The 11,659-nt window shown below is 73.1% G+C and carries 14 protein-coding genes and 1 pseudogene; 7 read left to right on the forward strand and 8 right to left on the reverse strand.

Translation table 11 applies throughout. The annotated features are described in order from the left end of the window. A pseudogene (locus HDR73_RS14965) lies at positions 1-283 on the reverse strand (hypothetical protein); the annotation flags it as partial. Positions 284-429: 146 nt separating this feature from the next. On the opposite strand from HDR73_RS14965, the gene HDR73_RS14970 reads away from it, so the two are divergent. Together HDR73_RS14970 and HDR73_RS14975 are read left to right on the forward strand one after the other, a co-directional pair. Next, on the forward strand, positions 430-1,098 hold the full coding sequence (locus HDR73_RS14970) for a response regulator transcription factor (protein WP_041464623.1): 669 nt from the start codon (positions 430-432) through the stop codon (positions 1,096-1,098). After that, complete coding sequence (locus HDR73_RS14975) at positions 1,095-2,573, forward strand: sensor histidine kinase (protein ID WP_094169853.1); 1,479 nt, start codon at positions 1,095-1,097, stop codon at positions 2,571-2,573. The genes HDR73_RS14970 and HDR73_RS14975 overlap by 4 nt, the downstream gene beginning before the upstream one ends. A gap of 38 nt (positions 2,574-2,611) precedes the next feature. Here HDR73_RS14975 and HDR73_RS14980 read toward each other — a convergent pair whose 3' ends face one another. After that, positions 2,612-3,097, reverse strand: coding sequence for a DUF4411 family protein (locus HDR73_RS14980; RefSeq protein WP_041464624.1), 486 nt, complete (start codon positions 3,095-3,097; stop codon positions 2,612-2,614). Then, a complete protein-coding gene (locus tag HDR73_RS14985) occupies positions 3,097-4,239 on the reverse strand; it encodes an ImmA/IrrE family metallo-endopeptidase (RefSeq protein ID WP_012299449.1) in 1,143 nt (380 codons plus the stop codon). The genes HDR73_RS14980 and HDR73_RS14985 overlap by 1 nt, the downstream gene beginning before the upstream one ends. Before the next feature lie 131 nt (positions 4,240-4,370). Between HDR73_RS14985 and HDR73_RS14990 the strand changes: the two genes are divergently transcribed. After that, on the forward strand, positions 4,371-5,309 hold the full coding sequence (locus HDR73_RS14990) for an alpha/beta fold hydrolase (protein WP_012299450.1): 939 nt from the start codon (positions 4,371-4,373) through the stop codon (positions 5,307-5,309). A 26-nt stretch (positions 5,310-5,335) separates the two neighbouring features. Here HDR73_RS14990 and HDR73_RS14995 read toward each other — a convergent pair whose 3' ends face one another. Beyond that, on the reverse strand, positions 5,336-5,764 hold the full coding sequence (locus HDR73_RS14995) for a BLUF domain-containing protein (protein WP_012299451.1): 429 nt from the start codon (positions 5,762-5,764) through the stop codon (positions 5,336-5,338). A gap of 156 nt (positions 5,765-5,920) precedes the next feature. On the opposite strand from HDR73_RS14995, the gene HDR73_RS15000 reads away from it, so the two are divergent. Further along, entirely contained in the window at positions 5,921-6,457 is a 537-nt protein-coding gene (locus HDR73_RS15000; RefSeq protein WP_012299452.1) for a P-loop nucleotide/nucleoside kinase family protein, read from the forward strand. Between the two features lie 6 nt (positions 6,458-6,463). Here the strand turns inward: HDR73_RS15000 and HDR73_RS15005 are convergent, their stop codons facing one another. Continuing rightward, a complete protein-coding gene (locus HDR73_RS15005; protein WP_012299453.1) occupies positions 6,464-6,832 on the reverse strand; it encodes a VOC family protein in 369 nt (122 codons plus the stop codon). Between the two features lie 61 nt (positions 6,833-6,893). On the opposite strand from HDR73_RS15005, the gene HDR73_RS15010 reads away from it, so the two are divergent. After that, positions 6,894-7,346 carry a MarR family winged helix-turn-helix transcriptional regulator gene (locus tag HDR73_RS15010; protein WP_012299454.1) on the forward strand — a complete coding sequence of 151 codons (453 nt, stop codon included), beginning with the start codon at positions 6,894-6,896 and terminating at the stop codon, positions 7,344-7,346. A gap of 12 nt (positions 7,347-7,358) precedes the next feature. On the opposite strand, the gene HDR73_RS15015 is transcribed toward HDR73_RS15010, so the two are convergent. The 3 genes from HDR73_RS15015 to HDR73_RS15025 form a co-directional block, all read right to left on the reverse strand. Further along, positions 7,359-7,487: a hypothetical protein gene (locus tag HDR73_RS15015; protein WP_011931910.1), complete on the reverse strand. Its 129-nt coding sequence runs from the start codon at positions 7,485-7,487 to the stop codon at positions 7,359-7,361. A 92-nt stretch (positions 7,488-7,579) separates the two neighbouring features. Further along, entirely contained in the window at positions 7,580-8,869 is a 1,290-nt protein-coding gene (locus HDR73_RS15020) for an adenylosuccinate synthase (protein ID WP_012299455.1), read from the reverse strand. 81 nt (positions 8,870-8,950) lie between these two features. Next, entirely contained in the window at positions 8,951-9,427 is a 477-nt protein-coding gene (locus HDR73_RS15025; RefSeq protein ID WP_041464626.1) for a DUF3151 domain-containing protein, read from the reverse strand. A 123-nt stretch (positions 9,428-9,550) separates the two neighbouring features. Here HDR73_RS15025 and HDR73_RS15030 point away from each other — a divergent pair, with 123 nt between their 5' ends. Beyond that, entirely contained in the window at positions 9,551-10,729 is a 1,179-nt protein-coding gene (locus HDR73_RS15030) for an exonuclease SbcCD subunit D (RefSeq protein WP_012299457.1), read from the forward strand. Further along, on the forward strand, positions 10,729-11,659 hold a 931-nt coding region (locus HDR73_RS15035; RefSeq protein ID WP_287136475.1), incomplete at its 3' end, for an AAA family ATPase. The genes HDR73_RS15030 and HDR73_RS15035, both read left to right, overlap by 1 nt.

Genomic DNA, 11,659 nt, shown 5'->3' on the forward strand with positions numbered 1-11,659 from the left:
ATCCGTCCGGCAGGGTCACGGGCGCGGGCGGCGTCGTGCCGTCGGGCAGCGCGGGCGGGGCGGGGCAGGTCGCGGTCGTGCCGCTCCCGGATCCGGCCTGGCCGCTGGTGTCGCCGCCGTTCCCGTCGGCGTACGCCGCCGAGGAGAACAGCGCGACGAGGCCGAGCGACGCGCCCGCGATGCCGACGGCGATGCCCGCGCGACGCTTCCGCGGGGCGGGCGTCGGGGTACCGGGCGTCCGCGCGCCCGGCCCCTTCTCGAAGACGGTAATGGTGTCGTCCATGGTGGTCCTTCCGTGTCCGCCGCGGCGCGGGTGCGCCGGCGGTCGTGGATCCAGGCTCGGCAGCGGATCTGAAGTCCTCCTTAAGTTCCGCGGCCCCAGCTGACATGGGCCCGGGATCGCCCATCCGCGGCTCCTACAGTCGGGGCATGCTCCCTCCCGCACGCGTCCTCGTGGTCGAGGACGACCAGGCCATCCGCGCCGCCGTCGTCTCCACCCTCACCGCCGAGCGCTTCGTCGTCCGCGGCCTCGCGTCCGGCGTCGAGCTCGAGGAGGAGGTCAAGGGCTTCCTGCCCGACCTCGTGGTGCTCGACTGGATGCTCCCCGGGCCGAGCGGCATCCAGCTGGCCGAGCGGATCCGCCGCTGGAGCGACGCGGGCGTCATCATGCTCACCGCGCGCGACGCCGTCGAGGACCGCCTGCGCGGCTTCGGCCATGGCGTCGACGACTACATCGTGAAGCCGTTCGCGCTCGCCGAGCTGGTGGCGCGGGTCGGCGCGGTGCTGCGGCGGCGCGGGCGGCTCGCGTCCGTGGTGGAGATCGGCGACCTGCTCGTGGATCCTGACGCAGGGCTCGCCCGGCGCGGCGGCGAGCCGCTCGAGCTGACCTCGATCGAGTTCCAGCTGCTCGCCTACCTCGCCGCCCACCGCGGCCGCACGCTCTCGAAGACGCAGCTGCTCACGCAGGTGTGGGGCTACGACCACGCCGACCCGAACCTCGTCGAGGTCCACATCAGCGCGCTGCGCAAGAAGATGGAGGCGCACGGTCCGCGGCTCCTCCACACCGTCCGCGGGCTCGGGTACCGGGTGGAGGCGTGAGGGCGCGCTCCCGCATCGCAGCCCCGGACGCGCCGCTGCGCACCGGATCCCTCCGCACCCGCACCGTGCTCGCGGTGCTCGCGCTCCTCGCCGTGCTGCTCGTGGCGCTGTCGCTCACCGTGCAGGCGATCCTCGGTGCGCAGCTGCGGCAGCAGATCCAGGACCGGCTGGCCGACCGCGCATCCGCCGCCGCCGCGCTCGTGGGCGTGCTCGACGACGACGCGCTCGCGGAGCGGCTGAGCGCGCAGGGCGTGGCCGTGCAGATCACGAGCCCGGATGGCGGGGCGGTCTCGGCGCGGCCCGGCCGGGATCCGCTCGGCGCCACGCTGCCCGGGCCGGATCCGCTGGGCTCCGCACCCGGCCCCGCCACGACCGCGACGCCCACCACGCGCGCCGACGCCGTGACCGTCACCTCGAGCGCCGTCAGCTCGTCGGACGGCGCCCTCACCCTCCGCTCCGACCTCAGCGACGGCACGGTGCTCGAGCTGGCGGCGGGCACCGGATCCGTGGACGACACGCTCGCTTCCCTCCGCGGGATCCTCGCGGTCGCCTCCCTCGCGTTCCTCCTGCTCGCGGCGGTCGCGCTCGTCGTCGTGGTGCGCCGGACCCTGCAGCCCCTCGAGGACATGACGGGCGTCGCGCGCTCCATCGGCCGCGGCGACCGCGGCCGCCGCCTCCGCCCCACCCGGCCCGGCACGGAGCTCGGCCGCACCGCGACCGCGTTCGACGAGATGCTCGACGACATCGAGCACGCGGAGCGCCAGGCCCTCGCGGCCGAGGCGCGCATGCGCGCCTTCGTGGCGGACGCGGCGCACGAGCTGCGGACGCCGGTCGCCGGGATCCGCGCCTCCGCCGACGCCCTCGTCCGCACCGATCCGAGCGCCGAGGAGCGCGAGCGCCTGTCGGTGCACGTGGTGCGCGAGGCGATACGCGCGGGCCGCCTGGTCGACGACATGCTCATGATGGCCCGGCTCGACGAGGGCCTCTCGGTCGAGGGCCGGCCCGTGCGCGTGCCCGCCGCGGTCGAGCAGGCGGTCGCCCAGCAGCAGGCGCGCACGCCCGACACGCGCGTCGTCGCCGACGTGCGCGTCGTCGCCGACGTGCGCGGCGCTCCCCCGGCGGTGCGCGCGGATCCCGACCGGCTCGCGCAGATCCTCGACAACCTCCTCCAGAACGCGGCCCGCTACGCCCGATCCGAGGTGCGCGTCGAGGCCGAGGCGGCCGACGACGGATCCGTGCGCATCACGGTCGCCGACGACGGCCCCGGCGTCCCCGACGCCGACCGCGAGCGCATCTTCGACCGCCTCGTGCGCCTCGACGCCGGCCGCGACCGCCAGGACGGCGGCGCGGGCCTCGGCCTCCCCATCGCCCGCGCCCTCGCCCGCGCCCAGGGCGGCGACCTGGTGTGCTTGTCCGCGGAGCCGGGCGCGGGCGCGCGCTTCCGGGTGACGCTGCCGGTGGATCCTGCGATGTGACACGGCTCTCGGTGACCGTCAGTGCGTGAGACCCCCTGTCAATCCCCGAGGACGAAGCAGGCCCCTTCGTGACGGAGCATGTCGAACGGCGTGGTGCAGTCGACGCCCAACGCCGCGCACGCATCAGGGATCTTCACCTTGCTCCGACGGTTCGGTTCCGACCGCTCCATGGTGACCACGGTCAGCTGATGCGCATGCGCGAACGCGACGAGCTGGTAATCCGCCACGGAGAGGAACTCCTGGGATGCGGCATCGGTGTATCCGGCGCCGAGGACCCAGCCCGCCAGCGCGCCGAGGCTCGGCGCGCACGCCTGATCCATGGCGACGAAGAGACGCGGGTGCTCCTTCGCCCACTCAGAGAGGTCGTCCTCGCCCGCGGCGATCTCGTCGCGGATGGGGATGATGCTGACGAGCTGTCCCGCGAGGAACGTCCGCTCGAGCCAATGCCAGAACGCCGGCACGAAGTCGAGTCCGTAATGCGCACGATGCGACTGGATGAAGACGTTCGCGTCGAGGACGTACATCACGCCACCCCGAGCCTCTCCGCCATCTCCGTGAAGGTCGCGTGCTTCCGCGTATCGAGGAGACGGAACGCATCCCGGTACAGTGTGCGACCCTCCATGGTGTCGACGATGACGCCACGTGCGAAGGCATGGCCGATGTGACGCAGGTGGGTGTTGTAGTAGTTCCCCCCGTCGCTTCGGCTGGCGACCTCCAGGTCAGCCAGTTCCCGCCCCCGGATCTCCTCGGTGACGTAGCGCCGACGGAACTCATCCCACGGGAGCAAGCCCGTGTCGAAGAGCCGGTGCAGCACGACGAGGGCGCTCACCCGGTACCGCTTCGTCAGGAGCTCGATGGATGGGTCCTTCGCGTCGCCCGAGTAGGCCCGCTCCAGATCGGCGCGGGGCACCAGCACCTCGGCGGCCACTGCGTTCGCCCATCTCTCCTCTGCGTGGACTGCCGGGGAATCGAACTCGATGTCGGAGAGCGCGCTCTGGCCCGCCCAGATGTGTGCCAGTTCGTGCATGAGCGTGAACAGCTGCGCCGTCTTCGCATCGACGCCGTTGACGAAGACGACCGGCGCGCGAGGGTCGGTCAACGCGAAACCACGGAACTCGTCGATCGTGAGCTTTCGATGGGTGTTGGACCCGACGATGCCGGACACCATGACGAGGACGCCCAGTCCCTCGACCAGATCGATGGCGGTGCGCAGGGCGTCCCCTCGGCGCCGTGCCTCCACCGTGAAGCCCAGCCGGCTCCTGATGTCGGCGGCGACGGCGAGCGGATCCGTGTCGCGATTCACGGAGCCCACGAATGGCAACTCCTGCTGACCCCTATCGCGCGCATGATCGCGGAACCAGTCCTGACGTCGTTGTGCCAGATGGATGGTGTCGAGTAGCTCGGGGCTCGGCTTTCGCACCCCCGCATCGCGGATGGTACGGAGGTCCGGGATGGGCACTTCCTCGCGGGGAGGTCGAGGGAGGAAGAGATATCCGAGCGGGACATGCGCCGCTCGGGCGAACGTCTCCAGCTGGCGGAAGGTGGGCGCTCCGTCGCCGTCCGCCCACCGACGGAACTGCGGATACTTCGCTGACTCCGGGTCCATGCGAGAACGCTCGAGCGCCCAGCCGATCATCTCCGGACGCACCGGTACGTGTGTGACCACGGTGCCCCTCTCGCGCGATGGGTCGAATGTACACAGCGCCGCCGACCGCGGGCAGGACGACGCGGGCATGTCGCAGCCCACGGCGCGGTCGCGCACCTGTGCAGGACCCGCCCCCGGCCTACGCTGACGACATGAGCACCGACGCCCACGCCCCGCGCCCCCTGTCCGAGCATCGGCCCGAGGATGCGGAGGACCTGACGATCGAGGTCCCGGCGGCGCGGCTGTCGGCGGTGCGCGTGCCCGCCCGCACCGGGGATCCGGCCACCGCGCCCGTCGCGCTGCTCGTGCCCGGCTTCACGGGATCGAAGGAGGACTTCCTCCCGGTCATGGGCCCGCTCGCCGACCGCGGCTTCACGGTGGTGGCGTTCTCGCAGCGCGGGCAGTGGGGATCCACCGGCCCCGGCCAGGCCGAGCCGCCCGTCGACGCGACCGGCTACGAGCTCGAGACCCTCGGCCAGGACGTGCACCACGTGGTCGACGCGCTCGCGGGCGTCGGCGGACCCGGCGGCCGGCACGTCGCGGCCGACACGGAACGCGTCGCGCCCCTCGGACCCGTGCACCTCCTCGGCCACAGCTTCGGCGACGTCGTCGGCATGCAGGCCGTGATCCGCGACCCCGGCCGCTTCGCCAGCTACACGCACTGGAACTCGGGCCCCCGCAGCCGCGGCGAGCGCGCCGAGCAGATCGACGCCGTCCGCGCGTCGGGCAGCGCCGGGCTCTGGCCGCTCTGGTTCCTGCCCGAGCAGCTCGACGGCGACGACCCCGAGGTCGCGTGGTTCCGCACGCGCCTGTTCGGCACGGCGTCGGCGCAGCTCCTCGGCGCGCTCCAGATCATGCAGGCGCAGACCGACCGCGTCGACGAGCTGCGCGCCACGGGGATCCCCGTGCTCGTCTCCCACGGCGACGCCGACGACGCGTGGCCCCAGGACTGGCAGCGCGACATGGCCGAGCGCGCGGGCGCCCGCTACGAGGTCGTCGCCGACGCCGGCCACTCCGCCCAGGTCGACCAGCCGGAGGCGAGCGCGGACCTCCTCGCGGACTTCTGGCGGAGCACGGTGCCGACCGCCTGAGCCGCAGGTCGGGTGGCTCGCCTCCGTCAGGACAGCCGGCCCGTGTCCTCCTGGAACCATCGGATCAGCTCGCGGAGCGCGGGCCGGATGGCGTCGTCCGGACGCTCGCCCTCCAGGTCGTCGAAGGTGTCGCGGTAGCCGGGGATCCGCTCGGCCACGCGGGCGTCGTACTTCGCCATGCCCATGGTCCAGTCGGGGAACTGCCGCTCGGTGATGCGCTCCTCCATCAGCGTGGAGATGCGACCGTGGCGGTCGTCGGCGAGGATCGCCTCCATGCGCTCCCGGACGTCGGCGTCCTCGCCCTCGATCAGCTGCAGGAAGCGTCCCTGCCGGTGGACGAGGAGACCGGTGAGCCCGTGCGCCGCGTTGGTCGCGCGGCTCTGCGCGAGGAGCTGGGCGAGGTCCATGTCGTCGAAGGACCGCTCGGCGGTGCTGGAGTAGACGATGCAGAGCATGGGGTCCTCACCGGTGCGCGGGGCCGCGCGTCCTCGGGCGGGACCGGATCCCGCCGCCCCTCCAGCCTGGTCCTCCGTCGCCCCGGCGACCAGGCCGACCCAGGATCCATCGCTCGCCGGATGCCGTCGGCGCGACCTCCGCCGTAGGTTGCGGCCATGATCATCTGGCTGAACGGCACGCACGGGGTGGGCAAGACGACGACGGCGGGGCTCGTGCAGGAGCGGATCCCCGACAGCCGCCTCCTCGACGCCGAGAAGGTCGGCGAGGTGCTCATGGACATCCGCCCGCCGCTCCCCCAGCTGGACGACTTCCAGCACTGGACCCCGTGGCGCCCGCTCGTCGTCGAGACCGCGCGCCGCGTGCTCGAGTACACGGGCGGCACCCTCGTGATGCCCATGACGGTGCTCGTCGAGGCGTACTGGCGCGAGATCAGCGGGGGCCTCGCCGCGCACGGGATCCCGATCCGCCACTTCGTGCTGCACACGGACACCGACACGCTCCGGGATCGCATCCAGCACGATCCCGACGTCGGCCCGTCCGCCTTCCGCTTCTCCCGCGTGGAGCCGTACGCGGAGGCGGCTCGCACGTGGCTGCACGCGGAGGCGGAGGTGGTCGACACGACGCGCATCACGCCGGAGCAGGCGGCGGATCGCATCGCGACCGCGGTCCTCGCGGGAGTGCCTGGCGCCTGATCCGCGTCAGGCCCGGTCGTGCAGCGTCACGTGGTAGCCGTCCGGGTCCGCGAACGTGAAGGTGCGGCCGAACGGCCCGTCGAACGGCGCCGTCACGATGCGGTGCCCGTCCGCGACGAGCGCGTCGTGGATCGCCTGCACGTCCGTCGCGTGCAGCCAGATGGCCGCGCCGATGCCCGGCTGGGGGGTGCCTGCGATGTCGGTGCCGGGGACCATGTCGCGGAGCGCGAACGCGATGGGCGTCGTGGTGAAGACGACGGCGTGCGGGGGTCCGGCGGGCGAGCGCACGAGACCGAGGTACCGCTCGTAGAAGACTCGCGACGCGTCGAGGTCGGTGACCTGGAGCGAGATGAAGTCGGGGCCGGTGACGGGCATGGTGCCTCCTGCGTTCGATGTCAGATGCCTGACATATGGAAGCGTATGTCAGAATGCTGACATGAGTCAAGGCGATGACGGCATCGATCTCCCCACCTCGCTCGGCTACCTGCTGAAGGAGGCGGCGAGCGCCCTGCGTCAGGCGATGGAGGAGGCGCTGCGCCCCCTCGGGATGACGATCACGCACTACTCGTGCCTGGAGCTCCTCGCCCAGCGCCCCGGATCCTCGAACTCCGACCTCGCCCGCGGCGCCTTCGTGACGCGCCAGTCGATGAACGTGCTGCTGCAGACCCTCGAGCGCGACGGATCCGTGACGCGCCCCGCCGAGGAGGCCGTCGGCCGCGTGCAGCCCACGCGCCTCACGGCGAAGGGCCGCCGCGACCTGGCGAAGGCGAGCGCCGCGGTGCGCGCGGTCGAGCTGCGGATGCTCGGCGACCTCAGCGACGCCGACCGGGAGGCGGCCACGCGGATCCTGCGCGGCATGGTCCGCTCCTTGCGCGACGGCGGGGAGTGACCCGCTAGCGGATCACCGCTCGACGACGAGCCGCCGCAGCTCCGCCGACGACACGTACCCGAAGCGGTGCAGCTCGCGCCAGGCCGCGACGTACTGCTCCTGGCCCATGTCGAGATCCGCCTGGAGGCGCTCGCGGTTCATGGTGCGTGCGTCCGCGCGGCTGAGGAAGCGCGCGAGGTCCGACGCGTCCGTGCCGAGGCGGGCGTCGTCCTGCCAGCCGTCGTGGATCAGGGTCAGGCCTCGAGGAGGTCGTGCAGCACGACGACCTGCTCGCGCTCCGGGCCCACGCCGATGGCGGAGATGCGGGCGCCGCTCATGCGCTCGATGGCCGTCACGTAGTCCTGGGCGTTCTTCGGCAGGTCCTCGAAGCGGCGGCAGCCCGTGATGTCCTCCTGCCAGCCCGGGAACTCCTCGTAGATCGGGGTCGCGTGGTGGAAGTCGGACTGCGAGACGGGCACCTCGTCGTGGCGCACGCCGTCGACGTCGTAGGCGACGCAGACCGGGATGGTCGCGAGGCCCGAGAGCACGTCGAGCTTGGTGAGCACGAAGTCGGTGACGCCGTTGATGCGGGCGGTGTAGCGCGCGATGGGCGCGTCGTACCAGCCGCACCGGCGCGGGCGGCCGGTGGTGGTGCCGAACTCGAAGCCCTTGGCGCGGAGGTACTCGCCCGACTCGTCGTGCAGCTCCGTGGGGAAGGGGCCGGCGCCGACGCGGGTCGTGTACGCCTTGACGACCGCGATGATCCGCTCGAGCCGGTTCGGCGCGACGCCGGATCCCGTGGCCGCGCCGCCGGACGTGGCGCTCGACGACGTGACGAACGGGTACGTGCCGTGGTCGATGTCGAGCATCGTGGCCTGGCCGGCCTCGAACAGGACGGTCTTGCCCTCGTCGAGCGCGGCGTTGAGCTCGAGCGACGCGTCGCCCACCATCGGGCGGAGGCGCTCGACGTAGGAGAGCAGGCTCTCCACGATCTCCTCGGCCGAGATGGCGCGGCGGTTGTAGATCTTCACGAGCATGTGGTTCTTGGCGTCGAGGGCCGCCTCGACCTTCTGGCGGAGGATGTTCTCGTCGAAGAGGTCCTGGATCCGGATGCCGACGCGGTTGATCTTGTCCGCGTACGTGGGCCCGATGCCGCGGCCGGTGGTGCCGATCTGGCGCTTGCCAAGGAAGCGCTCGGTCACCTTGTCGATGGTGCGGTGGTAGTGGGTGATGACGTGCGCGTTGGCGCTCACGCGGAGCTTGGAGACGTCGACGCCGCGGGCGGCCAGCGCGTCCAGCTCGTGGAATAGCACCTCGATGTCGACGACGACGCCGTTGCCGATGACGGGCACGACGCCCGGCGTGAGGATGCCCGACGGCAGCAGGTGCAGCGCGTACTTCTCGTCGCCGACGACGACCGTGTGGCCGGCGTTGTTGCCGCCGTTGAACTTCACGACATAGTCGACGCGGCTGCCGAGGAGGTCGGTCGCGCGTCCCTTGCCCTCGTCACCCCACTGGGCTCCGATGATCACTACTGCGGGCATGGCTCACTCCTCGTCGGGGCGGGTCGGTCGGGGTGGATCGGGTGGCGTGCGGCGGTGCGGGCGGTGCGGTGTGGCGGTGGATCAGTCCTGGCCGCGGATGACGATGGCCTCCGTGGGCGGGAGCGCCCCGGCGGTGGCGGCCTCGATGTGGCCGGCGGCCGTGGGATCCGCGTCGCGCAGGAAGGCGGAGAGGCGCGAGACCTCCTCCTCCTCGCCGATGGCGGCGGCCGCGCGGCGCAGAGCGTAGAGGGAGCGGAGGACGCCGCGGTTCGGCTCGTGGCTCCACGGCACGGGGCCCTGGCCCTTCCATCCGGACTTCCGCAGCGAGTCGAGGCCGCGGTGGTAGCCGACGCGCGCGAAGGCGTACGAGGCGATGCGGTCGCCCTGCACGTATGCGGAGTCCGACAGCAGCGCCCAGACGAGCGACGACTGCGGGTGGTCGGCGGCGATGGCGCCGAGGGTGTCGTGGTGGCCGTCGGCATCCTGGATGCGGGCGGCGACCTCGGGCTCGTCGGCCAGGCGCGTCTCGGGCACGCCGAGCAGGTTCTCTCCAGTCACACTCGATCCTACCGCGAGGGTGTCGCGGGACTCCCGGGCACGAGCGATCCCGACCGGCCCGGCCATGTCGGCCCCCTCGGGTAGGGTGACGGGCACCGCAGCCCGCCCCGAGGAAGGACCCGCGTGCGCATCCTCCACACGAGCGACTGGCACCTTGGGCGCACCCTCCACGGCGAGGACCTGCACGCGCACCACGCCGCGTTCCTCGACCACCTCGTCGAGGTCGTGCGCGAGCGGGAGGTCGACGTGGTGCTCGTCGCGGGTGACGTCTACGACCGCGCGGTGCCGGGTGTGCCCAGCGTGCGGCTGCTCGGGGACGCGCTCGCGCGGCTGAGCGCGCTCGCGACCGTCATCGTCACGCCCGGCAACCACGACTCGGCCGCACGCCTCGGGTTCGCGTCGGCGCTGCTGCGGGACGGGCTGCGGATCCTCGCGTCGCCGGAGGCGCTCGACGTGCCCGTCGTGATCGAGGACGCGCACGGGCCGGTCGCGATCTACGGGGTGCCGTACCTGGATCCGGAAGCCGTGCGCGCGACGCTCGCCGCGCCCGGGTCGCCTCCTCTCCCCCGCTCGCACGAGGCCGTGCTGGGCGCCGCGATGGAGCGGGTGCGCGCCGACGCCGCCGGCCGACCCGGCGCGCGCGTCGTCGTCGTCGCGCACGCGTTCGTCACCGGAGCCGAGCCCAGCGAGAGCGAGCGCGACATCCGCGTGGGCGGGTTCGACCAGGTGCCGGCGGTGGTGTTCGCCGGCGCGGACTACGTGGCGCTCGGGCACCTGCACGGGGCGCAGGAGGTGCGGGCGGGATCCGCGCGGCCGCGCATCAGGACTCCGCGCATCAGATACTCCGGCTCGCCGCTCGCGTTCTCGTTCGGGGAGCGCATGCAGCGGAAGTCGAGCGCGCTCGTGGAGCTGGCCGCCGACGGATCCACGACGGTCGAGCTGATCCCGGCGCCCGTGCCGCGGCGGCTCGCGGAGGTCACGGGGACGCTCGCGGAGATCGTCGACGGGCGGCACGCCGACCTCGCCGACGCGTGGCTGCGCGTGCACGTGACCGATCCCGTGCATCCGGCGCACCTCGTGGCGCGCGTGCGGGAGGCGCTGCCGCACGCGCTCGTGGTGCTGCACGAGCCCGAGGGGCGGGTCGAGGGCGTGCGGTCGCGCGTGGTCGACGCGACGACGGATCCGCTCGAGGTCGCCGCCGACTTCGTGGAGTACGCGACCGGAGCGGCCCCGACCGAGGCCGAGGCGCTCGTCATGCGGCAGGCGTACGAGCAGGCCCTGGCCGCGGACCGGAGCGCCTGATGGACCTGCACCGGCTCACGCTCCAGGCGATCGGCCCGTTCGCGGACGAGCACGTCATCGACTTCGCCGAGCTGGGGCGGTCGGGGCTGTTCCTGCTGGAGGGGCCCACGGGATCCGGCAAGTCGACGCTCATCGACGCCGTGGTGTTCGCGCTCTACGGGTCGCTCGCGAGCGAGGGGTCGAGCCGCGACCGGCTGCACAGCCACCACGCGTCACCCGGTGTGGAGCCGTACGTGGAGCTGGTGTTCGAGACGGCCGCGGGGATCCACCGGGTGCGCCGGAGCCCGCAGCACCAGCGCCCGAAGGCCCGCGGCACCGGCACCACGAACCAGAACGCGGCGGCCACGCTCGTGCGGCTCTCCTCGCCGGACGCCGACGCGGGCGAGGTCGTCGGCACCAGCACGCAGGAGGTGGGCACGGAGATCCAGCGCATCGTCGGGCTCACGCGCGCGCAGTTCGTGCAGACGGTCGTGCTGCCGCAGGGCGAGTTCGCCGAGTTCCTGCGCTCCACGGGCGAGCAGCGGCGGCTCGTGCTGCAGTCGCTGTTCGGGACGGCCGTCTACGACCGGACGGCGAAGCAGCTCGCCGAGATGCGCACGGCCGCGAAGGCGCGCACCGACGCAGCCGACGCGAGGGTCGCCGAGGCGCTCACGGGGCTGCGCGAGGCGACGCGGGTGGATGCGCTGGAGGTCGCCGACGCCCCCGACACCGTGCGCCTGCTGGCCGAGCTGGCCGACGCGGCGGAGGAGGCGCGCACGGATCACGAGCGTGCACGGCAGGACGCGGCGACCGCGCTCGCCGACGCCGAGCGGGTGTCCCGGGCGCTCGACCGGCGGCGGGCGCTGATCGCGCGCGAGGAAACCGTGCGGGCGGAGGCGGCGGAGATCGCGGGCCTTGCGCGACGCGTGGAGGAGGCGCGACGCGCGGCGG

Source organism: Clavibacter sp., assembly GCF_014802555.1.
Lineage (GTDB): Bacteria > Actinomycetota > Actinomycetes > Actinomycetales > Microbacteriaceae > Clavibacter > Clavibacter sepedonicus.

What these genes read in the sequence shown, in the direction of transcription:
- HDR73_RS14995 (WP_012299451.1), bottom strand. Translation starts at nt 5,764, where the DNA reads ATGCTCTGCATCGTCTACTCCAGCACCGCCGAGCGGTCCTTCGACGAC.
- HDR73_RS14970 (WP_041464623.1), top strand. Translation starts at nt 430, where the DNA reads ATGCTCCCTCCCGCACGCGTCCTCGTGGTCGAGGACGACCAGGCCATC.
- HDR73_RS14980 (WP_041464624.1), bottom strand. Translation starts at nt 3,097, where the DNA reads ATGTACGTCCTCGACGCGAACGTCTTCATCCAGTCGCATCGTGCGCAT.
- HDR73_RS15015 (WP_011931910.1), bottom strand. Translation starts at nt 7,487, where the DNA reads ATGAACCGCGAGCGCCTCCAGGCGGATCTCGACATGGGCCAGGAGCAG.
- HDR73_RS15020 (WP_012299455.1), bottom strand. Translation starts at nt 8,869, where the DNA reads ATGCCCGCAGTAGTGATCATCGGAGCCCAGTGGGGTGACGAGGGCAAG.
- HDR73_RS14990 (WP_012299450.1), top strand. Translation starts at nt 4,371, where the DNA reads ATGAGCACCGACGCCCACGCCCCGCGCCCCCTGTCCGAGCATCGGCCC.
- HDR73_RS15000 (WP_012299452.1), top strand. Translation starts at nt 5,921, where the DNA reads ATGATCATCTGGCTGAACGGCACGCACGGGGTGGGCAAGACGACGACG.
- HDR73_RS15005 (WP_012299453.1), bottom strand. Translation starts at nt 6,832, where the DNA reads ATGCCCGTCACCGGCCCCGACTTCATCTCGCTCCAGGTCACCGACCTC.
- HDR73_RS15010 (WP_012299454.1), top strand. Translation starts at nt 6,894, where the DNA reads ATGAGTCAAGGCGATGACGGCATCGATCTCCCCACCTCGCTCGGCTAC.